We start from the raw sequence: 19,903 nt of genomic DNA on the forward strand, positions 1-19,903 counted from the left end.
GTCAACTGTTTGGTTGGAAATGCCTATAAGACGAGCTGATAGCACCAGGCCAAAGCGGCGCGATCCGGCCGCGACGCGGGAGAAGCTTTTGACGGCGGCACGCCGTGAATTTGCCGATAGTGGCCTCGCCGGTGCCCGGGTCGACGAGATCGCGGCGCGCGCCGGCGTCAACAAGCAGCTGGTCTATCATTACTTCGGCGACAAGGACGCGCTGTATCTGGCGGTGCTGGAGTGGGTCTATGAGGAAATCCGCGCCCAGGAACGCAAGCTCAACCTCGAAGGCCTGCCGCCGCAGCAGGCCATCAAGCGGCTGATCGAGGCCTCCTTCGACCACCTCGCCGCCCATCCCGATTTCATCGTGCTGCTCAACGACGAAAACCGCGGCGGCGCCCGCCATGTGCGTGGCTCCCGCAAGCTCGAGGCAATGCATTCGCCGCTGGTCAGCATGGTCTCGGCCATCCTGAGCGAAGGTGTCCGCGCCGGCGTGTTCCGCAAGGGAATCAATCCGGTGCATCTCTACATCTCGATCGCCGGGCTGAGCTATTTCTACTTTTCGAACACGCCCACTTTGTCGGCAATCTTCGGCAAGGACCTGTCGAGCCCGACGGCAAGGCGCGCCCGCCGGAAGCACGTGGTCGATTTGGTGATGCAGTCGCTGCGGCCGTGATGGTCTGTCGTCCCGGCCTTGAGCCGGGACCCATACGCCGCGGCGGTTATTTTACGAACGGTATCTAACGTTCGCGCCCTCACCGATAGGCCGCGGAGTATGGGTCCCGGGTCAAGCCCGGGACGACGGCGGAGAGCTTCCCTAATCAACCAACTGGTTGAAACCTGGGACGCCCCGCGATAGACTGCCACCGCGCGCCCGGGAACCGGACGCGCCTCAACAAGGAGTACGCGGTGTCTGGCGATGCAGGGCGATCGGCGAGGACGGTGGCGATCATCCTGATCGCGCATCTTGCCGTGATCGTGCTCTGGCAGGTGCTGGTCGACGCCTTCCAGGTGCCGAAATTCATCCTGCCCTCGCCGCTGGCCGCGCTCTCGACCCTGACGTCGGCCAAGTACGCCTGGCTCTCGAACCTCTGGGTGACGGGCGCCGAAATCCTCGGCGGCTTCTGCCTCGGCGCGCTGGTCGGCGTCATGCTGGCGGTCATGTTCACCTGGTCGCCGCTGATCAGCCTGCTGCTGCTGCCGCTGTTCGTCACGCTGAACATGATTCCGAAAGTGGCGCTGGGACCGCTGTTCATCGTCTGGTTCTCCTACGGCATCTTTCCGAACATCCTGATCGCGTTCTCGATCTGCTTCTTCCCGATCCTGCTGACGACCGCGCGGGGGCTGAGCGAGGTCGAGCCTGATCTGCTGGACCTGGTGAAATCGCTGCGCGGCTCGCGCTGGACGCTGTTCCGGAAGATCCAGCTGCCGGGCGCGCTGCCTTACGTATTCTCAGGCATGAAGGTCGGCGCCATTCTGGCGGTCGCGGGCGCCATCGTCGGCGAGTTCATCGCCTCCGAGCGCGGGCTCGGCTATCTCATGATCCAGGTGCAGGCCTCGCTCGATACGCCGGCGATGGTGATGGCCGTCATTCTTCTGACCCTGCTCGGCGTGGCGTTGTACGGCCTGGTGCTCGGCCTCGAGCGGCTGTTCGTGGTCCGTGACGTCAGGCTGCAATAATACAAGGGAACAGGCATGCTGCTGACACGCGACCAATTGCCGGAGACGATCCCGGATATCGCCGCCCTCGATGAACTGCTGTGCCTGCCGAGCCAGGCGCTGATCGACGACCTGCGCAAGGTCGATGGCGACATCATGATCCTGGGCGTTGCCGGCAAGATGGGGCCGACGCTGGCGGGGCTTGCTAAGGCCGCCACACCTGACCGCCGGGTTATCGGCGTCGCACGCTTCAGCGAGCCTGACGTCAAGGACTGGCTGCAGGCCCGTGGCGTCGAGACCATCAATTGCGACCTGCTCGACGAAGCCGCGATCAAGGCGCTGCCGAGAATTCAAAACATCATCTTCATGGCTGGCCGCAAGTTCGGCGCCGAGGGCGATCTGTCGCTGACCTGGGCGATGAATTCGCACGTCCCGGCACTGGTGGCTCAGGCCTTTGCCGGTTCGCGGATCGTGGCGTTCTCGACCGGCTGCGTCTATCCCTTCGTGCCCGTGAACGGCAAGGGCGCCGACGAGGACCTTGCACCCAATCCGCCCGGCGAATACGCGCAATCCTGTGTCGGGCGCGAGCGCATGTTCGAGTATTTCTCGCGCAAGCATTCCACGCCGGGCCGGCTTTTCCGGCTGAACTACGCGATCGACATGCGCTACGGCGTGCTGCACGACATCGCGAGCAAGGTCTTGCAGGGCAAGCCGATCGACGTCAGCCTCGGCCATGTCAATTTCATCTGGCAGGGCGATGCGTCCTCGCAGGCGCTGCGCTGCCTCGCACATTGCGACACGCCGACCTCGCCGATCAATGTCAGCGGCCACGAAATTCTCGCGGTGCGCGATCTCGCCGCCAGATTCGGCCAACGGTTTGGAATTGCGCCTGTCATCATCGGCAAGGAAGAGCCGACGGCGTGGCTGACCAATACGTCGCAAGCCGTAAGCTTGTTCGGCCTGCCTGTTGTCGATACCGATCAGTTGATCCGCTGGACCGCCGACTGGGTGTCGCGGTCGATGCCGAGCCTCGGCAAGCCCACCAAATATGAGGTGCGCGATGGCCGGTACTGAGCACATCGAGCTCGTCGAACTCGGCGTCGGCGATGCGCCGGCTGGATTGCTGTTGTCGACCGAAGCGCACTGGAACCAGAACGAGGCCGACTGGCGGTTTTTCCTGAGCAAGGGAACCGTGTTCGGGGTGCGTGACGGCAAGCAACTGGTCGCGACCGCGGCGCTATTGCCCTACTCCGCCGCAAACGCCTGGATCAGCATGGTGCTGGTGACCGCGAGTTGGCGCCGCCGCGGTGTCGCGACCCGGCTGGTCGACGCCTGCCTCAAGATAGCGACAAAGCGCGGCCTCACCACCTGGCTCGACGCGACGCCCGATGGAGCCAACGTCTATGGCCCGCTCGGCTTCACACCGACGCTGCAATTGCGGCGGCTGCGGCTGGAAGCCCCGAAAGGCGTGAGCGCCGCGCAATCGCTATCGAATTGCAGCGTCGCCGATTTCATCGCGCGCGATGTCAGCGCCATGGGGTTTGACCGCCGCGCTCTCCTGACCGAGTTCGGCGGCCGCGCCGGTTCCCGCATGGTATCATCAGGCAACGCCGTTGCGCTGGTCCGGGACGGCCGCGCTGCCCGCCATGTCGGCCCTGTCTTTGCCGACGCTGGCGAAAGCGCGCTGACGCTGGTCGATGCCATCGTACGGTCAGAGCAAGGCCCGTGGCTGCTTGACGCCGTGCATTCGCAGGAAGAGTTCCTGCGCGGCCTCACCGACAACGGCTGGACCATCGAGCGGCCGTTCCAGCGCATGCGGTTCGGCCGCGCCACCATGCTGGCCGGGGAATTGCCGTTCGCGGTCGCCGGCCCGGAATTTGGATAGGGATTTTCATGCACCACAGCGAAATCAAATCCGAGGTACGACAACTGATCGCCGACGGCACGGTGATCCCCGCGCATCCGCTGGCGCTCGATGCCAACCGCACGCTCGACACCAGGCACCAGCGCGCGCTGTCGCGCTACTATATCGATGCCGGCGCCGGTGGCCTTGCGGTGGGCGTGCATACCACGCAGTTCGCGATCCGCGATGTCGGACTCTACAAGCCCGTGCTGGAGCTGGCGGCGCAGACCACGGCCGACTGGACCAAGCGGCCGCTGGCAATGGTCGCGGGCCTCGCCGGTCCGACGCAGCAAGCCGTTGCGGAAGCACAGATTGCGCGCGGCATCGGCTACCATGCCGGCCTGCTCAGCCTTGCCGCGATGAAATCGGCCTCAGAAGACGAGATCATCGCACATTGCGAGGCGGTGGCGCGCGAGATTCCGCTGGTCGGATTCTACCTGCAGCCCGCGGTCGGCGGCGTCATTCTCACGGCAAACTTCTGGCGGCGCTTTGCAGCGATCGACAACGTCATCGCGATCAAGATCGCGCCGTTCAACCGCTACCGCACCCTCGACGTGCTGCGCGGCGTCGCCGCCGCCGGTGCGCTCGACCGCGTCGCGCTCTATACCGGCAATGACGACCACATCCTGCTCGATCTGATGCTGCCGTTCGACCTGCGCGACAACGGCGTTACCACCCGCACTTACTTCAAGGGCGGCCTGCTCGGCCATTGGTCGGTGTGGACGGCGGCCGCGATCAAGCAGTTCGAGGTGTGCAAGGCGGCGCGCTACAAGGACACCGTGCCGGCGGACCTATTGGCACTTGATGCCCGAGTGACCGATTGCAACAGCGCCTTCTTCGATGTCGCCAACAATTTCCATGGCTGCATCGCCGGCTGTCACGAAATCCTGCGTCGGCAGGGACTGATGCAGGGGCTATGGTGCCTCGATCCGGCCGACGGGCTGAGCCCTGGCCAGATGCAGGAGATCGACCGGGTCTGCCGCGAGCACGCCGATCTTTCCGACGACGCCTTCGTCGCCGACAACTTGCAGAAATGGCTGGCATGACGGCGGAAGAGCCCTTTATCAGCCTGCGCAACGTCCGCAAGGTTTACCGGTCGAAGGGCACGGAGTTTCTGGCTGTCTCCGACGTCACCATGGACGTCAGCGAGGGCGAGCTGGTCTCGCTCGTCGGACCATCCGGCTGCGGCAAGACCACGGTGCTGAAAATTCTGGCCGGGTTGCACGAGGCCGACGGCGGCACCATCAAGATTGGCAATACCAAGACGCCGTTCGACCCCGCGCGCGATATCGGCATGGTATTCCAGCAGGCGTTGCTGCTGAAGTGGCGCACTATTCTCGACAACGTGCTGCTGCCGGCCGAAATCGTCGGGCTGCCGATGAAGGCCGCCCGCGCCCGCGCCCGCGATCTGCTCAATCTCGTGGGCCTTGGCGGCTACGAGGACAAATATCCGCAGCAACTCTCCGGCGGCATGCAGCAGCGCACTGCGATCGCGCGCGCCTTCATCCACGATCCCAAACTGATCCTGATGGACGAGCCATTCGGTGCGCTGGACGCGCTGACGCGCGAACAGATGAATCTGGAAATGCTGCGGATCTGGCGCGAGAGCGGCAAGACCATCATCTTCGTCACCCACAGCATCCAGGAAGCCGTGTTCCTCGCCTCGCATTGCGCGGTGCTCACCGCGGGCCCGGCGCGGATGGCGGAGTACTTTGCGATTGACCTACCGTTTCCGCGCGATCTGCCGATCAAGACCACGGACGAGTTCGGCGCCTATGCAAGGCGGATTTACGGGAGTTTGGGGATGGGGCCGAGCGGGTAGAATCTATCCGCGTCATTGCGAGCGAAGCGAAGGAATCCATCCTTCGGCACGCGAGGTGACAATGGATTGGTTCGCTTCGCTCGCAACGACGGATCCCGCTATTCATACGACACCGGCCCGGTGTCGCGATAGGCCCAGCAGCTTTCGCGCGGCAGCGACACCGGGGTCTCGGTGCCGACCTGGTGCCGGGCGGCGGTGCCGAGTTCGACCACTTCCAGCCGGCGGCCAAACAGTTCGATGCCATAGGCGGTTTGCGTGCCCTGGTAGCGGCGATCGAGCACGCGGGCGGGAAAAGTATTGGCGCCGTTGTGCTGGCCGATGGTGATGTTCTCCGGCCGCAACGCGATGCGTACCTTCTCGTCCGGACCCAGCGAATGCAGCAACGCCACCTCGCCGCGGCGACCGTCGCCGAAATCGACCGTGCCAAATTCGCCGTTGCGCGACACCAGCGTGCCCGGAAGTTCGTTGGTGGCGCCGGTGAAATTGGCGACGAACAGATCCGCCGGCCGGTTATAGATCGCGTCCGGCGTATCCATCTGCAGCAATTTGCCGTCGCGCATCACGCCGATGCGGTCGCCGAGCACCACGGCTTCGGCCTGGTCATGGGTGACATAGAGCGCCGTCATGCCGGTCTGCTTGAGGATGACGCGCAGATCGTCGCGCAAACGTAACCGCAGCTTGGCGTCGAGATTCGACAACGGCTCGTCAAGCAGCAGCAATTGCGGCCGGTAGACGATGCTGCGCGCCAAGGCGACGCGCTGCATCTGGCCGCCGGACAGTGCGACCACCGGACGCTCGGCATATTCCGACAGGCCGACCAGCTCGAGCGCTTCATCGACCTTGCGGCGGGCGTCGGCGCGCGAGATTTTCCGATGCTTGAGCGGATAGACCACGTTCTGCCGCACCGTCATATGCGGCCACACGGCGTAGGACTGAAACACCATACCGAGTTCGCGCAGGCGCGGCGGCACGAGGATGCCGCTGGCGGGTGCCGACACGATCCGGCCGGCGATACTGATCTCGCCGTCGGTTGGATGTTCCAGCCCCGCCACGCATCGCAGCGTCGTGGTCTTGCCGCAGCCGGACGGTCCCAGCAGCACTACGATCTCGCCGGCCGGCACGGCGAAGCTGACGCCATCGATCGCCGGGCGGCCGACCGCAAACTGCTTGCGCAGGTCAGTTACCTCAAGAGTCGCCGTCATGAAGAAGCCCGCGTCATGCGTAGATCGCTCACTGCCGGTGACCGTAGGTCTTGTCCCATTCCGCCACCCATGGCTCGTGCAGCTTGACGTATTCGTCGAATTTCGGGAACCAGACCTTGACCACCTTGGGATCGAAACCCTCGGGGTAGACCGGCGCCACCTTGAGCGAGGTCAGATTGCCGAGCTCCTTGATCATGAAGGTTTGCCCCTCCTTCGACAGGCACCAGTTCAGGAACAGCTTCGCGGCATTGGGATTGGCGGCGGTCTTTGGAATTCCCGTGGCGTAAGGATTGACCGGGGCGCCTTCGGGCGGGAAGAAAATCTTGATCGGCGCGCCGTCCTTCTGCTTCGGATAGATCGCATTGTAGAGCAGCGGACCCATAGCGACTTCGCCGCGCACCAGCGAGTCCGACATCGGCGCACCCGACGGATAAAGGATCGGACGGGTCGCCGCCTGCTTGGCCCAATAGTCCTCGCCCAGCACCTGGCGCTCGAACATCACGCGGGTCCAGGTGGTGCCGCCGGACCGGGCGAACACCTGCCCGGTCTGCTTGGCGTATTCCGCCTTGGTCAGATCCATCCACGACTTAGGCGGATTCTTGACGAGTTCGGTGTTGTAGGCGATCGACCAGACCAGGGTCACGCGCGGCCACAGTTTGGGAGAAATCAGGGAATCGGGATTGTAATCCGCGGCATTCGGCGGCGCGTAGTCCTGGAACAGGTCGGCCAAAGGCTGCATCAGCGCGCGATCGGAATGATCGACCACGTCGGCGATCAGCTTGCCGGCAGCGGCCTCGGTCTTGACGCGGGTGATGAGCTGGCCGCCCGGCGCGCGCACCATCTCGACCTTGATCTCGGGGTAACGCTTCTGGAACTCCTTGATCACCTGCTGCTCGACCTCGGCGAAATTCGCCGTGTAGAACACCAGTTTCCCCTCCTTCTTCGCCGCCGCTATCAGTTCGGGCGAACCGAACTCCTGCGCCTGCGATGGTGCGCCCCACAGGATGCCGAGACCGGCGACGCCAGCCAGCGCCATTTTGGTGAAGATCCGTCTATTCATAGCAATCCTCCCTCAAGTTTTCTATCCGGTGCGGGCAACGCCGCTCTGCGTCGCCTCGCGCGACAGCCAGTTAGCGCCGCCGATGAGAACGCCGAGCAGTACCGTTTGGACCAGGCTGAACGCGGCGGTCTTGCCGAGATTTCCGCCCTCGTAATAGTCGAGCAGCAGCACCGACATCACCATGGTGTTGCTGGTGTAGAGAAACAGCGACGAGCCGAGTTCGCGGATCGCCAGCACGAACAACAGCGTCATCGACGCGATCACGCCGGGCCGCGCCAGCGGCAGCACGATGGTCCGTATGGTGGCGAACATGCCCCTGCCGCAGACCCAGGCGGCCTCTTCCAGCTCGCGATGGATTTGCATGAACGAGGTCGACAACGCCTTGACGGTGTCCGGCATGAAGCGCGCGATGAACGCCAGCGCCAGGATCCAGATCGTGCCGTACAGCCCGCCGGGTATGCCGATCCATGCCCATAAATAAGCGACGCCGACCACGAGGCCGGGAATCGCGACCGGCACGGTCGAGATCAGATCGATCCATCGCCGGCCCGTCAGCTGCGTGCGATGAATGGTGTAGCCGATCGCAAACGCCAGCGCGCCGCCGACCACGGCCGTGATCACACCGACCTCGACCGCGTTGTAGATCGACCGCAGCGTCAGCGGATTGTCGAAGATGCTGTTGAAATGCACCATCGAGTATTGGCGCATGTCGAACAGGCTACTGACGTCGCGGATGAACATGAACTTGCGGAACGCCGCCACGATCAATGCGAGCAGCGGCAGCACCACCACGATCAGCAGATAGACGATACCGATGGCGAACGTGAACCAGCGCCAGCGCCCGAGATCGAGGCTGCGCGGGCGGAACGCCTTGCCGGCCACCGTCGTGTAGCTGCGGCCGCTGAGCACCCTGTTTTGCAAAAACACCAGCGCGCCGGTGACGACCATCAGGATGATCGCAACCGCTGCGGCCGTGTTGTAGAGCGGCGGCGACCAGTTGGTGAGCTTGAAGATATAAGTCGTCAATAGCGCCAGATTGGTCGACGACCCCAGCACCGCCGGAATGCCGTAGATGCCGAGCATCACGATGAACGACAGCAGCATGCCTGAGATGATCGCCGGCATGATCAGCGGGAAAGTCACCGAGAACAATGTCGCGAACGCGCTGGCGCCGGAAATCTCGGCGGCCTCCTCCAGGCTCGGGTCCATGTTACGCAGCGCCGAGGAAGTGAACATGTAGACGTAAGGCGCGTAATAGATGCCGAACACGAACACCAGGCCCCACAGCGAATAGAAATCGACGCGCCAGTCGAGACCGATCCATTTGAACATGGTGTTGATCAGGCCGGTCTTGGGCGAACCGAGGATCGCCCATGCCACGCCTGCGACCAGCGGCGGCGCAAACAGCGGCAGGATGCTGGCGGCGGCGATAAAGCCCTTGAACGGCGTATTGGTGCGAACCACGATCCAGGAGAACAGCAACCCGATCACGACCGCAATCGCGGTGCCGCCGCCGCAGGCGATCAACGTGTTGACCAGCGCCTCCCCGACATTGGGATTCGCCAGCACCACGAGAAAATTCGCGATCGAAAGATGGCGCAGGCTGATGCCCTCGACCACCGGGTTGGTGTCGGTGAGCGAACCGAGCAGCAGCATCAGGATTGGATAGATGACGAGAAAGCCGAGAATAGCCAGCAGGAGCACAACCCACAGGTTCGCCCACACGCGCCGACGCATCCCCTCACTGGCGCTACGCATGACCTCGCTGCGCCGGTTCCCCTGTCCGTCCAAAGCGCTTCCCCTTGGCCTGCGACCGTCCGTTTTCGGATCTTGCGCCCGCAATGCGCCGCGAGCCTAGTCGATCAGGCGGCGGGCGGGAAGTAGCACAAAGTCGGCGCTCAAAATGCCGCGGAAGCCGGCCTTCGCATACGCATCATGCAGCGGCGTGCCTGTGGAACACCTCGCGTCCGTAGTACACGCCCCTTAAGGCCGTTACCCGCGCCGGCTGTGGAGAACCCCGATCTCGATGTCAGAAGTTGCGACCGCCAAGCCGCCTGCTACGCCCGGTATCGACGGCTTGCCGCCGGAACTCCGGCGCTGGGCGGTCGCGGCGATCTTCACCGCGCTGGCGCTGGCCTCGCTCGATACCGCGATTGCCAACATCGCGCTGCCCGCCATCGCCGCCGACCTTCATGTCAGCCCGGCCGATGTGGTCTGGGTCGTCAATGTCTATCAGATCGCGCTGGTGGCGACGCTGCTGCCGCTCGGCGCGCTTGGCGAAATCGTCGGCCATCAGCGCATCTATATCGGCGGCCTGTTGCTGTTCACGATTGCTTCGATCGGCTGCGCGTTAGCGTGGTCGCTGCCCAGTCTCGTGGCGGCGCGTGCGCTGCAGGGGCTCGGCGCCAGCGGCATCATGGCCGTGAATGCGGCGCTGGTTCGTTATGTTTACCCGACGCACATGCTGGGCCGCGGTTTTGGTCACAACGCGCTGGTGGTCGGCACCGCCTTCACTCTTGGACCGACGATCGCATCCGGCATTCTAGCGCTTGGCCCCTGGCCGTGGCTGTTCGCGATCAACATTCCCTTCGGCCTGATCGCGGTGTGGATCGGACTAAAGACGCTGCCGCCGACGCCACGTGCGACGCACGCATTCGATTTTGCGAGCGCGGCGCTGACCACGGGCTGCCTCGGCCTGTTCATCATCGGGATCGGAAGTGCGGCACACAGCGCACCGCCGGTGCTGGTAACGGCCGAACTGGTTGGCGCCATCATCCTCGGCTGGATCATGATGCGGCGGCAGGCGGATCACCCGGCGCCGATGCTGCCGATCGATTTGTTCCGGCGGCCGATGTTTGCGCTATCGGCGGCGACGTCGGTATGTACCTTTGCGGTTCAGGGGATCGCTTTCGTCTCGCTGCCGTTCTATTTCGAAGACGTGCTGATGCGCACCCAGGTCGAGACCGGTTTCTTCATGACGCCGTGGCCGCTGGTGGTCGCGATCATGGCGCCGATCGGCGGCCGGCTGTCCGACCGCTATCCCGTCGGCATTCTCGGGGGCATCGGCCTCGCCTTGCTATGCGCGGGGATGGTGTTGCTGGCGACGCTGCCGGCGGATCCCGGCGTCGCCAACATCGTCTGGCGCATGGTGGTGTGCGGGATCGGTTTCGGTTTCTTTCAAACTCCAAATTTGCGTGCATTGATGTCGAGCGCACCGTCGCATCGCAGCGGCAGCGCCAGCAGCATCGTCGCGACCGCACGGCTCACCGGACAAACGCTGGGTGCTGCGTTCGCCGCACTCTGCTTTGCGCTCGGCGGCCACGATGGCGCGACGCTTGCACTGACACTCGGCGCCGGCTTTGCCGCGCTCGGGTGCGTAATGAGTTTCCTGCGTCTGGCGGTGGCTCCATCGCGAGATTGATTGAAGGACTGTGCCTATAAGACAGGCAAACCCTAGCCGCACCTGGCGAACATGACGGCCATGTGGCGCCCTGCGCCCACCAAACCCCGGCTGGTCAATTTTCTTCCCGCATCGCAAACGCATTTTCTTGATTTGAACTGTTCCAAATTGCGGTCCACTGTCCGCGCCGGGTTCAATTGATGAATTGAGCTAACAGGGGAAACGCGATGGCAAACCTCACTATCAACGGAAAATCAATCAATGTGGACGTCGAGGACGATACCCCGCTGCTGTGGGCGATCCGGGAGAATGTCGGACTGACCGGCACCAAATACGGTTGCGGCATTGCACAATGCGGCGCCTGCACGATCCATATTGACGGGATCGCGATGCGCTCCTGCGGCATCTCTGTCAGCGAAGCCGTTGGCAAGCAGATCACCACGATCGAAGGTCTGGCCACCAGCGATGGCGCACTGCACAAGGTGCAGCAGGCCTGGATCAAGAACGACGTGCCGCAATGCGGCTATTGCCAGACCGGCATGATCATGGCGGTAGCGGCCCTGCTAAAGGAAAAGCCGAAGCCGACCGACAAGGACATCGACGAGACCATCACCAATATTTGCCGCTGCGGCACCTTCCAACAGGTGCGCGAGGCAATCCACGCCGCCGCGAACGCTTGAGGGATGTCATGAACAAGCACATCACACCTGCACTCAGCCGCCGCGCCTTCGTCATCGGTACCGCCGCTGCCGGCGCCGGTCTCGCGGTCGGTCTCGACATCCCCTTCGGTGGCCCCACCGTGGTCCGCGCTGCCGATGGATCGCCTGAGGTCAACGTCTGGGTGGTGATCCGCCCCGACGACACCGTCGTGATCCGCATCGCCCGTTCGGAGATGGGACAGGGCACGCTCACCGGCCTCGCCCAGCTCGTCGCGGAAGAACTCGAATGCGACTGGTCGAAGGTCACCACCGAATATCCGACACCGGGTCAAAGTGTCGCACGCAAGCGCGCCTGGGGCGATTTCTCGACCGGCGGCAGCCGCGGCATCCGCACCTCGCAGGACTACGTCCGCAAGGGCGGCGCCACCGCGCGCATGATGCTGGTCCAGGCCGCAGCCAATGAGTGGAAGGTGCCGATTTCTGAATGCACCGCCGCCAACAGCACCATTACACACACGCCGTCTGGCAAGACGACGACCTACGGCAAGGTGGTGGAAGCCGCGGCCAGGCTGTCGCCTCCCGCCGATGCAGACGTCAAGCTGAAGGATCCGAAGGACTGGAAAATTGCCGGTAAGAGCGTGTTGCGGCTCGATACCGCCGACAAGACCACCGGCAAGATGATCTATGGCATCGACGTCAAGCTGCCGGGAATGCTGAACGCCGCGCTGAAGGAATGCCCGGTCTTTGGCGGCAAGCTGAAGAGCTATGACGAAGCCAAGGTCATGGGCATGAAGGGCGTCAAGAAGGTGGTGCGGGTCAACGACTCTACCGTCGCCGTCGTCGCCGACACCTGGTGGCACGCCAAGACCGCGCTCGACGCGTTGCCGATCGTCTGGGATGAAGGCGAGAACGCCAAGGTGTCGAGCGAATCGATCGCCAAATGGCTGGCCGAGGGCCTCGACAATTCGCAGCCCGCTTTCATCGGCAACCAGAACGGCGATGCCAAAGCCGCCATCGCCGGCGCCGCCAAGAAGCTCGAGGCGGTGTACAACTACCCCTACCAGAACCACGCCGCGATGGAGCCGTTGAACGCCACCGCGCTTTACACACCCGACAAGTGCGAAGTCTGGACCGGAACGCAGAACGGCGAAGCGGCATTCGCCGCGGTGATGGAAACCTCCGGCCTGCCTGCCGACAAATGCGAGGTTCACAAGCTGATCCTCGGCGGCGGCTTCGGCCGTCGCGGCATGACCGACTATGTCCGGCAGGCCGTCTCCATCGCCAAGCAGATGCCGGGCACGCCGATCAAACTGTTGTGGTCACGCGAAGACGACATGCAGCACGGCACCTATCATCCGGTCACCCAATGCAAATTGACCGGCGCCTTCGACAAGGACAACAATCTGACGGCGCTGCATGTGCGGATCTCCGGCCAATCCATCCTGTTCACCGTGCGTCCGGCGGCACTGGTCAACGGCATGGACACGGCGGCATTCCAGGGCCTCGCGCCCACCGGCGATTGGGCGATCGGATACAGTTTTCCGAACCTGCTGGTCGAGCATTCGATGCGCAACCCCCACGTCCCGCCGGGCTTCTGGCGCGGCGTCAACGTCAATCAGAACGCGATCTATCTCGAGTGTTTCATCGACGAGCTGGCGCATTCGGTCGGCCAGGATCCGGTCGAGTTCCGGCGTAAGTTGATGTCGAAGCATCCCAAGCACCTCGCGGTGCTGAATGCGGTGGCGGAAAAAGTCGGCTGGGACAAGCCGCCGCCAAAGGGCGTCTACCGCGGCATCTGCCAGCACATGGGCTACGGCAGCTACGTCGCGGGTGCTGCCGAAATCTCGGTGACGGACAGCAACAAGATCAAGGTACACCGTATCATCGCTTCCACCGACCCTGGCCACGTCGTCAATCCGGCGCAGATCGAGCGCCAGATTGCAGGCTCGTTCGTTTATGGCCTGTCCGCACTGTTCTACGGCAATTGCACCGTCAAGGACGGCCGCATCGAGCAGTCCAACTTCGACACCTACAATTCGATGCGGATCGCGGAGATGCCGAAGGTGGAGTCGGTCATCGTGCCGAGCGGCGGCTTCTGGGGCGGCGTCGGCGAACCGACGATCTGCGTCGCGGCGCCCGCCGTGCTCAATGCGTATTTCGCGGCAACGGGAAAACGCATCCGCTCGGTGCCGCTGAAGGACCAGGATATCAGCTTCGCTTGACAACGCGGGCGGCGGCCTTCACCGGCCGCCGCCCCCAACTTCGGGGATATCCGCGGATGAGAACGTTTTGCGTTGCCATCGGAATTGCAACGGCCGTGGCGTGGAGTTCGCCGCTGCTGGCGGCTTCCATCCCTCCGCCTGGTGCAGCGGCCTGTTCCGGCTGTCACGCCGCAGGAGCCGTGGCGGCCTCGCCGATTTCGCGGCTGTACGGCCGTGACGCCGGCGATATCATGACCGCGATGACGGGATTCCGCGACGGTTCGCTTCCCGGCACGGTGATGACCCGCATCGCCAAAGGCTTCTCCGACGACGAGTTGCGCGCGATTGCGGCGTGGCTCGCAGCACAGAAGTAAGGGGGCCGCAAGCCATGGGCATCAACCATCGCATGAGCCGGCGGGAATTCGTTGGTGCCGGTGCTGCCGCCGTGACGGCGCTGGCGTTTCCACTGCCCGCATTCGCGCAAGCCGCGGCGCGCGTCGTCGTGATCGGTGGCGGCTTCGGCGGCGCCAGTTGCGCCCGCGCATTGAAACAGATCGAGCCGAAACTGCAGGTCACGCTGGTCGAGCCGAACCGGACCTTCACCGCCTGCCCGTTCAGCAACAACGTCATCGCGGGACTGCGTTCGCTCGAGGAACAGCAATTCGGCTATGACAAGATCGCCGCCGGCGGCGTCACCGTGGTGGCACAGGCGGCAACGGCGGTCGATGCCAAGGCGCGGACCGTCGGGCTCGCCGACGGCACGTCGCTGGCCTACGACCGGCTGGTGCTGTCTCCCGGCGTCGATCTGCGTTTCGAAGCGCTGCCCGGCTACGACGAAGCTGCCGCTGCAAAGATGCCGCACGCCTGGAAAGCCGGCGAGCAGACGCTGCTGCTGCGCAAGCAACTCGAAGCCATGGACGATGGCGGCCTTGTCGTTATCGCCGCGCCTGCCAATCCGTTCCGCTGCCCGCCGGGACCTTACGAACGCGCCTGCCTGATCGCACATTATCTGAAAACCAAGAAGCCACGTTCGAAGCTGATCATCCTCGATGCCAAGGACACCTTCTCCAAGCAGCGGCTTTTCCAGAACGCCTGGAAGGAACTTTATCCGGGAATGATCGAATGGGTGTCGCTGTCACAGGGCGGCAAGGTGAACTCTGTCGACCCGGCGACTAACACGCTGATTACCGATTTCGGCAACCACACCGCGCAGGTGGCGAACGTGATTCCGCCGCAGCGCGCCGGCCGCATCGCCACCATCGCAGGCGCGACCGACAATACCGGCTGGTGCGCGATCGATCCCCTCACCTTCGAATCCAAATCGGCGCCGAACATCCACGTCATCGGCGATGCCTGTATTGCCGGCTCGATGCCGAAATCCGCGTTCTCCGCGAATTCCCAGGCCAAGGCTTGCGCGAGCGCGGTGGCCACGCTGATCGCGGGCCGAGCGCCCGAGGCGCCGAAGCTGATCAATACCTGCTACAGCCTGGCGGCCCCCGGCTACGGCTTCTCGGTCGCCGGCGTCTACCAGCCGAAAAACGGGCTGTTCGCCGACGTCGAAGGCGCCGGCGGCGTCAGCCCGGCGGATGTGCCGCGCGACTTCCGCGCGCGCGAGGCCGACTATGCGCAATCCTGGTTCGCGACCATCACGGCGGAAGTCTTTGGCTAAGCTTTACATGTCGGGTCCGATCCTTGCGGGCGCACTGCTCGCTTTGCCCGGCCTCGCTGCCGCGCAAGAGCTGCGAGGCTATGCCGTGACCGGCGATGCCATTGCGATGTCGCTGACCGGCGCGCCCGGCGATCCCGTGCGCGGGCGGATGACACTCCTCAACCGCCAAAGCACCTGCATCCTCTGCCACAACGGACCGTTTCCGGAAGAGAAATTTCAGGGCGATCTGGCGCCCAACCTCGCCGGTTCCGGTAGCCGCTGGTCGGAGGGCCAGCTACGGCTGCGGCTGGTGGACGCGAGCCGCCTCAATGAAGCGACGATCATGCCGTCCTATTATCGCGTGGACGGCCTGCATCGTGTTGGTCCGGCATGGCGCGGCAAGCCGATCCTGTCGGCGGAACAGATCGAAGATATCGTGGCTTATCTGGTGACACTGCGCGAATAGGAAGTGACGATGCAACACAAGGATTCCACACGTCGCCAGTTCCTCGGCCTCGCCGGCGGCGTGGCCGTGCTCGGCGCCGTCCCGATCGTCACGGTGCGACCGGGCGAAGCGACACCCGCCGAACTCGCATCCGCGATTCGTAGCGTCACCAATGGCGCGCAAGTGCGCACCGGCAAGGTCAAGCTCGACGTGCCGCCGCTGGTCGAGAACGGCAACACGGTGCCGCTGACCGTCAACGTCGCAAGCCCGATGGCGCCGGAGGATCACGTCCGCAGCATCCACATCTTCAACGAGAAGAACCCGCAGCCCAATATCGGCAATTTCCATCTCGGCCCGCATTGCGGCCGCGCGCAGGTGTCCACGCGGATTCGCCTCGCCGACAGCCAGAAGATCGTCGCCATCGCGCGGTTGTCCGACGGCTCGTTCTGGTCGGCCAGCGTCGACGTCGTGGTGACGCTGGCGGCCTGCACCGATGAGGTGATCTGATGACCTCCGCGCTGATCAACGTTCCCGCCAAGGCCAAACGCGGCGACATCATCGAGATCAAGACGCTGATGTCGCACATCATGGAAACCGGCTATCGGCACACCGCCACCGGCGAGGTGGTGCCGCGCGACATCATCACGAGTTTTGCATGCCGCTATAACGGCACCGAGATTTTTCGCGCCGATCTGTTTCCCGCGATCGCCGCCAACCCGTTCATCACCTTCTTCACCACGGCGACCGCGAGCGGCAAGTTCGAGTTCGAATGGATCGGCGATAACGGCTTTTCCGAAACCGCATCGGCCTCGATATCAGTCGAATGAGATTTGCCGGCCTCATCGCCCTGTCTGCCCTGCTCGCGGTGGATGCCGTCGGCGCTGAAATCCCGCAAGCAGAACGCCGCTCCGGCTATAGCTTTATGGCGCCGGACACCAGGGCGATGCAGGACGACGATACGACAAATCCCGGCATGCTGTGGGTGCTCGACGGCGAGAAATTGTGGGCGCGCAAGACGGGCGTTGCAAACAAGGCCTGCGCCGATTGCCATCAGGACGCGCGCGTCAGCATGAAGGGTGTCGCGGCGCACTATCCCGCCTTCGACAAGGCGCTCGGCCGTCCCGTCGATCTCGAGCAGCGCATCAATCTGTGCCGCACCAATCAACAGCAGGCGACGCCGCTTCCTTACGAAAGCCGCGAATTGCTGGCGCTGACCGCCTTTGTCGCGCAGCAATCGCGCGGGGCTGCAATCGAGCCCGGCAACGATCCGCAGCTAGCGCCGTTCGTCGCCAGGGGCCGTGAGCTGTTCATGCAGCGGCAGGGCCAGCTCAATCTCGGCTGCACCAATTGCCACGATGAGAACTGGGATAAGCGTCTGGCCGGATCGGCGATCACGCAAGGACACCCGACGGGTTACCCGCTTTATCGGCTGGAATGGCAATCACTGGGATCGCTGCAGCGCCGCCTGCGCGCCTGCATGACGGGCATCCGCGCGCAGGCCTATGATTACGGTGCGCCGGAACTGGTCGAGCTGGAGCTTTATCTGATGTCGCGTGCCAGGGGCATGCCGCTGGAAGCGCCGGCCATTCGACCCTAGTCATGGGCCCAGAGGGCCGAGACACAAAAATCGCGAAAACAACCCCATGCAAAGAAAGGATGGGCCCGGTCTCGCGTCCTCGGTTACCGCTCCGCGAACGCTTTCTCGACCACGAACTGCGCCGGCTCGCCGTGATTGCCTTCGACGAAGCCCTTAGCCCCCAGCAGCGTGCGCGTATCCGCCACCAGCGCCGGGCTGCCGCAGATCATGACGCGGTCATGCGCAGGCTCGAGCGACGCGAGCCCGATATCTGCGAACAGCTTTCCTGAATTGATTAGATCGGTGATGCGGCCGCGGTTGTGGAAGGGATCGCGCGTCACCGTCGGATAATAAATCAGCTGGTTGCGCACGAGTTCGCCGATCAATTCGTCGTTCGGCAGTTCCTTGGTGATCATCTCGCCATAGGCCAGTTCCGCGACGCGGCGGCAGCCGTGCAGCAGCACCACCTTCTCGAACCGCTCATAGGTCTCGGGATCCTTGATCACGCTGAGGAACGGGGCGAGCCCGGTGCCGGTGCCGATCAGATACAGGTTGCGGCCGTCCTGCAGATTGTCGATGACCAGCGTGCCGGTGGCCTTGCGGCTGACGATGATCTCATCGCCTTCCTTCAGATGCTGGAGGCGCGAAGTCAGCGGCCCGTCCGGCACCTTGATCGAGAAGAATTCGAGCCGGTCTTCATAATTCGCGCTGGCGACGCTGTAGGCGCGCAGCAGCGGCTTCTCGCCGACCTTCAGCCCGATCATGGTGAACTCGCCGTTGCGAAAACGGAACGAGGGGTCGCGCGTGGTGGTGAAGCTGAACAGGGTGTCGGTCCAGTGATGGACGCTGAGAACGCTTTCCTGATTGAAATTGCTCATCTTTCGATCCGATTGGAGGCAGATTGCGTCGGCAAAATCATTCGTATACGATCATTCGTGTACGAATGAATAATCCTTCTTGATCCCGCCGTCAAGCCGCGGGCAAGATGGCCGGCAACGCCCTGAAGGCATTGAACAACAAGGAAGAATCCATGGCGCACGACGCACCCCAGGCAAGCGGCCCGAGCAAGCTGGTGATCCGCAATATCGGACTGCTGCTGTCGGGGATGCTGGAAAAGCCGATCCTGGACGCCGACACCATCGTGGCCGAGAACGGCAAAATCACCGCCATCGGCCGCTTCAAGGACGTCGACACCGAGGGCGCCACGACTGTCGTCAATGCCAACGGCACCACGGTGGCCCCCGGCCTGATCGACAGCCACGTCCATCCCGTCGCCGGCGACTGGACGCCGCGGCAGAACCAGATGGGCTGGATCGACAGCTATCTGCATGGCGGCGTCACCACGATGATATCGGCCGGTGAAGTGCATATGCCCGGCCGTCCCCGCGACGTCGTCGGCGTCAAGGCGATGGCGATTTTCGCGCAGCGCGCATTCTGGACGCTGCGGCCCGGCGGCGTGAAGATCCATGCCGGCGCGCCCGTGATCGAAAACGAAATGGTCGAGGACGACTTCAAGGAGCTCGCCGCGGCTGGCGTCAAGCTGCTCGGCGAGGTCGGCCTCGGTGGCGTCAAGGACGGCCCGACCGCGCGCAAGATGGTGGGATGGGCGCGCAAATACGGCATCCAGAGCACGATCCACACCGGCGGGCCTTCGATCCCGGGCTCCGGCCTGATCGACAAGGACGTGGTGCTGGAAGCCGACACCGATGTGGTCGGCCACATCAATGGCGGTCACACGGCGCTACCCGACGACCAGATCCGCTGCATCTGCGAGGGCTGCAAGCGCGGGCTGGAGCTGGTTCACAACGGCAATGAACGCTCGGCGCTGTTTACCTTGCGCACCGCGCGCGAGATGGGCGACCTGCACCGCGTCATTCTCGGCACCGACGCGCCGGCCGGCTCCGGCGTGCAACCGCTCGGCATTTTGCGCATGGTGTCGCTATTGTCATCGCTCGGCGAACTGCCGGCGGAAATCGCCTTCTGCCTCGCCACCGGCAACACCGCCCGCATGCGCGCGCTCGACTGCGGCCTGATCGAGGTCGGCCGCTCCGCCGACTTCGTCATCATGGACATGGCGCAGCACTCGCCGGGCAAGAGCCTGCTGCACAGCGTGCAACTCGGCGACCTGCCCGGCATCGGCATGACCATCATCGACGGCATCGTCCGCACCCAGCGCAGCCGCAACACGCCGCCCGCGACACGGCTGCCGGAGATTGTTGGCGGGCACTAGTTGACGCGCGGCCGGCGGATTGGCCGACCGCACCTGTCGTTTCGGTGTTGCGTCTCATGCAGACGGTTTTCCTACACGATATGGAAATCGCTGGCGCTACGGTTCGC

At 63.8% G+C, this 19,903-nt stretch carries 20 protein-coding genes; 16 read left to right on the top strand and 4 right to left on the bottom strand.

Going from position 1 to position 19,903, the window contains the following annotated elements:
• Positions 1–19: 19 nt before the first annotated feature.
• From JQ574_RS12000 to JQ574_RS12025, 6 genes are all read left to right on the top strand, one after another.
• Positions 20–667, top strand: coding sequence for a TetR/AcrR family transcriptional regulator (locus JQ574_RS12000; RefSeq protein WP_212208474.1), 648 nt, complete (start codon positions 20–22; stop codon positions 665–667).
• A gap of 233 nt (positions 668–900) precedes the next feature.
• Entirely contained in the window at positions 901–1,671 is a 771-nt protein-coding gene (locus JQ574_RS12005; protein ID WP_212208475.1) for an ABC transporter permease, read from the top strand.
• Positions 1,672–1,686: 15 nt separating this feature from the next.
• Positions 1,687–2,724, top strand: a complete 1,038-nt coding sequence (locus JQ574_RS12010; protein WP_212208476.1) for an NAD(P)-dependent oxidoreductase — start codon at positions 1,687–1,689, stop codon at positions 2,722–2,724.
• Positions 2,711–3,535 carry a GNAT family N-acetyltransferase gene (locus tag JQ574_RS12015; protein WP_212208477.1) on the top strand — a complete coding sequence of 275 codons (825 nt, stop codon included), beginning with the start codon at positions 2,711–2,713 and terminating at the stop codon, positions 3,533–3,535. Before JQ574_RS12010 ends, JQ574_RS12015 begins: the two co-directional genes overlap by 14 nt.
• 8 nt (positions 3,536–3,543) lie before the next feature.
• A complete protein-coding gene (locus tag JQ574_RS12020; RefSeq protein WP_212208478.1) occupies positions 3,544–4,599 on the top strand; it encodes a dihydrodipicolinate synthase family protein in 1,056 nt (351 codons plus the stop codon).
• Entirely contained in the window at positions 4,587–5,375 is a 789-nt protein-coding gene (locus tag JQ574_RS12025) for an ABC transporter ATP-binding protein (RefSeq protein WP_212208479.1), read from the top strand. Before JQ574_RS12020 ends, JQ574_RS12025 begins: the two co-directional genes overlap by 13 nt.
• Before the next feature lie 98 nt (positions 5,376–5,473).
• On the opposite strand, the gene JQ574_RS12030 is transcribed toward JQ574_RS12025, so the two are convergent.
• Genes JQ574_RS12030 through JQ574_RS12040 form a run of 3 tightly spaced genes read right to left on the bottom strand, consistent with a single transcriptional unit; the run spans position 5,474 to position 9,395 of the window.
• Positions 5,474–6,577, bottom strand: coding sequence for an ABC transporter ATP-binding protein (locus JQ574_RS12030; RefSeq protein WP_192734850.1), 1,104 nt, complete (start codon positions 6,575–6,577; stop codon positions 5,474–5,476).
• Positions 6,578–6,605: 28 nt separating this feature from the next.
• Positions 6,606–7,637 (bottom strand): ABC transporter substrate-binding protein, encoded by a 1,032-nt coding sequence (locus tag JQ574_RS12035; protein WP_249119283.1) that lies wholly within the window; start codon positions 7,635–7,637, stop codon positions 6,606–6,608.
• Positions 7,638–7,658: 21 nt separating this feature from the next.
• On the bottom strand, positions 7,659–9,395 hold the full coding sequence (locus JQ574_RS12040) for an iron ABC transporter permease (RefSeq protein WP_212208480.1): 1,737 nt from the start codon (positions 9,393–9,395) through the stop codon (positions 7,659–7,661).
• A 268-nt stretch (positions 9,396–9,663) separates the two neighbouring features.
• Here JQ574_RS12040 and JQ574_RS12045 point away from each other — a divergent pair, with 268 nt between their 5' ends.
• The 9 genes from JQ574_RS12045 to soxA all read left to right on the top strand — a co-directional run bounded on the left by JQ574_RS12045 (position 9,664) and on the right by soxA (position 17,587).
• Positions 9,664–11,058: an MFS transporter gene (locus JQ574_RS12045; protein ID WP_212208481.1), complete on the top strand. Its 1,395-nt coding sequence runs from the start codon at positions 9,664–9,666 to the stop codon at positions 11,056–11,058.
• A 206-nt stretch (positions 11,059–11,264) separates the two neighbouring features.
• On the top strand, positions 11,265–11,717 hold the full coding sequence (locus JQ574_RS12050; RefSeq protein WP_212208482.1) for a (2Fe-2S)-binding protein: 453 nt from the start codon (positions 11,265–11,267) through the stop codon (positions 11,715–11,717).
• 8 nt (positions 11,718–11,725) lie between these two features.
• On the top strand, positions 11,726–13,918 hold the full coding sequence (locus tag JQ574_RS12055) for a molybdopterin cofactor-binding domain-containing protein (protein ID WP_212383550.1): 2,193 nt from the start codon (positions 11,726–11,728) through the stop codon (positions 13,916–13,918).
• Between the two features lie 56 nt (positions 13,919–13,974).
• On the top strand, positions 13,975–14,271 hold the full coding sequence (locus JQ574_RS12060) for a c-type cytochrome (protein ID WP_212208485.1): 297 nt from the start codon (positions 13,975–13,977) through the stop codon (positions 14,269–14,271).
• Between the two features lie 20 nt (positions 14,272–14,291).
• Positions 14,292–15,566, top strand: a complete 1,275-nt coding sequence (locus JQ574_RS12065) for an FCSD flavin-binding domain-containing protein (protein ID WP_409363395.1) — start codon at positions 14,292–14,294, stop codon at positions 15,564–15,566.
• Between the two features lie 7 nt (positions 15,567–15,573).
• Positions 15,574–16,011, top strand: coding sequence for a sulfur oxidation c-type cytochrome SoxX (gene soxX, locus JQ574_RS12070; RefSeq protein WP_249119284.1), 438 nt, complete (start codon positions 15,574–15,576; stop codon positions 16,009–16,011).
• 9 nt (positions 16,012–16,020) lie between these two features.
• A complete protein-coding gene (locus JQ574_RS12075; RefSeq protein WP_212208488.1) occupies positions 16,021–16,497 on the top strand; it encodes a SoxY-related AACIE arm protein in 477 nt (158 codons plus the stop codon).
• Positions 16,497–16,817: a thiosulfate oxidation carrier complex protein SoxZ gene (soxZ, locus tag JQ574_RS12080; protein WP_212208489.1), complete on the top strand. Its 321-nt coding sequence runs from the start codon at positions 16,497–16,499 to the stop codon at positions 16,815–16,817. Before JQ574_RS12075 ends, soxZ begins: the two co-directional genes overlap by 1 nt.
• Complete coding sequence (gene soxA, locus JQ574_RS12085; RefSeq protein ID WP_212208490.1) at positions 16,814–17,587, top strand: sulfur oxidation c-type cytochrome SoxA; 774 nt, start codon at positions 16,814–16,816, stop codon at positions 17,585–17,587. The genes soxZ and soxA overlap by 4 nt, the downstream gene beginning before the upstream one ends.
• 83 nt (positions 17,588–17,670) lie before the next feature.
• Here soxA and JQ574_RS12090 read toward each other — a convergent pair whose 3' ends face one another.
• Complete coding sequence (locus JQ574_RS12090; RefSeq protein ID WP_212208491.1) at positions 17,671–18,444, bottom strand: ferredoxin--NADP reductase; 774 nt, start codon at positions 18,442–18,444, stop codon at positions 17,671–17,673.
• Positions 18,445–18,596: 152 nt separating this feature from the next.
• Between JQ574_RS12090 and JQ574_RS12095 the strand changes: the two genes are divergently transcribed.
• The gene (locus tag JQ574_RS12095) at positions 18,597–19,796 is read left to right on the top strand and encodes an amidohydrolase family protein (protein ID WP_212208596.1); all 1,200 of its coding nucleotides are present in this window, start codon (positions 18,597–18,599) and stop codon (positions 19,794–19,796) included.
• The last annotated feature ends 107 nt before the right edge of the window (positions 19,797–19,903 follow it).

Origin of the sequence: Bradyrhizobium sp. AUGA SZCCT0158 (assembly GCF_018130065.1) — a bacterium.
In the GTDB taxonomy this organism is placed as follows: domain Bacteria; phylum Pseudomonadota; class Alphaproteobacteria; order Rhizobiales; family Xanthobacteraceae; genus Bradyrhizobium.

What these genes read in the sequence shown, in the direction of transcription:
- JQ574_RS12045 (WP_212208481.1), top strand. Translation starts at nt 9,664, where the DNA reads ATGTCAGAAGTTGCGACCGCCAAGCCGCCTGCTACGCCCGGTATCGAC.
- soxA (WP_212208490.1), top strand. Translation starts at nt 16,814, where the DNA reads ATGAGATTTGCCGGCCTCATCGCCCTGTCTGCCCTGCTCGCGGTGGAT.
- soxZ (WP_212208489.1), top strand. Translation starts at nt 16,497, where the DNA reads ATGACCTCCGCGCTGATCAACGTTCCCGCCAAGGCCAAACGCGGCGAC.
- JQ574_RS12050 (WP_212208482.1), top strand. Translation starts at nt 11,265, where the DNA reads ATGGCAAACCTCACTATCAACGGAAAATCAATCAATGTGGACGTCGAG.
- JQ574_RS12010 (WP_212208476.1), top strand. Translation starts at nt 1,687, where the DNA reads ATGCTGCTGACACGCGACCAATTGCCGGAGACGATCCCGGATATCGCC.
- JQ574_RS12030 (WP_192734850.1), bottom strand. Translation starts at nt 6,577, where the DNA reads ATGACGGCGACTCTTGAGGTAACTGACCTGCGCAAGCAGTTTGCGGTC.
- JQ574_RS12055 (WP_212383550.1), top strand. Translation starts at nt 11,726, where the DNA reads ATGAACAAGCACATCACACCTGCACTCAGCCGCCGCGCCTTCGTCATC.
- JQ574_RS12015 (WP_212208477.1), top strand. Translation starts at nt 2,711, where the DNA reads ATGGCCGGTACTGAGCACATCGAGCTCGTCGAACTCGGCGTCGGCGAT.
- JQ574_RS12000 (WP_212208474.1), top strand. Translation starts at nt 20, where the DNA reads ATGCCTATAAGACGAGCTGATAGCACCAGGCCAAAGCGGCGCGATCCG.
- JQ574_RS12035 (WP_249119283.1), bottom strand. Translation starts at nt 7,637, where the DNA reads ATGAATAGACGGATCTTCACCAAAATGGCGCTGGCTGGCGTCGCCGGT.
- JQ574_RS12060 (WP_212208485.1), top strand. Translation starts at nt 13,975, where the DNA reads ATGAGAACGTTTTGCGTTGCCATCGGAATTGCAACGGCCGTGGCGTGG.
- JQ574_RS12025 (WP_212208479.1), top strand. Translation starts at nt 4,587, where the DNA reads ATGGCTGGCATGACGGCGGAAGAGCCCTTTATCAGCCTGCGCAACGTC.
- JQ574_RS12095 (WP_212208596.1), top strand. Translation starts at nt 18,597, where the DNA reads ATGGCGCACGACGCACCCCAGGCAAGCGGCCCGAGCAAGCTGGTGATC.
- JQ574_RS12020 (WP_212208478.1), top strand. Translation starts at nt 3,544, where the DNA reads ATGCACCACAGCGAAATCAAATCCGAGGTACGACAACTGATCGCCGAC.
- JQ574_RS12090 (WP_212208491.1), bottom strand. Translation starts at nt 18,444, where the DNA reads ATGAGCAATTTCAATCAGGAAAGCGTTCTCAGCGTCCATCACTGGACC.
- soxX (WP_249119284.1), top strand. Translation starts at nt 15,574, where the DNA reads ATGTCGGGTCCGATCCTTGCGGGCGCACTGCTCGCTTTGCCCGGCCTC.
- JQ574_RS12040 (WP_212208480.1), bottom strand. Translation starts at nt 9,395, where the DNA reads ATGCGTAGCGCCAGTGAGGGGATGCGTCGGCGCGTGTGGGCGAACCTG.
- JQ574_RS12075 (WP_212208488.1), top strand. Translation starts at nt 16,021, where the DNA reads ATGCAACACAAGGATTCCACACGTCGCCAGTTCCTCGGCCTCGCCGGC.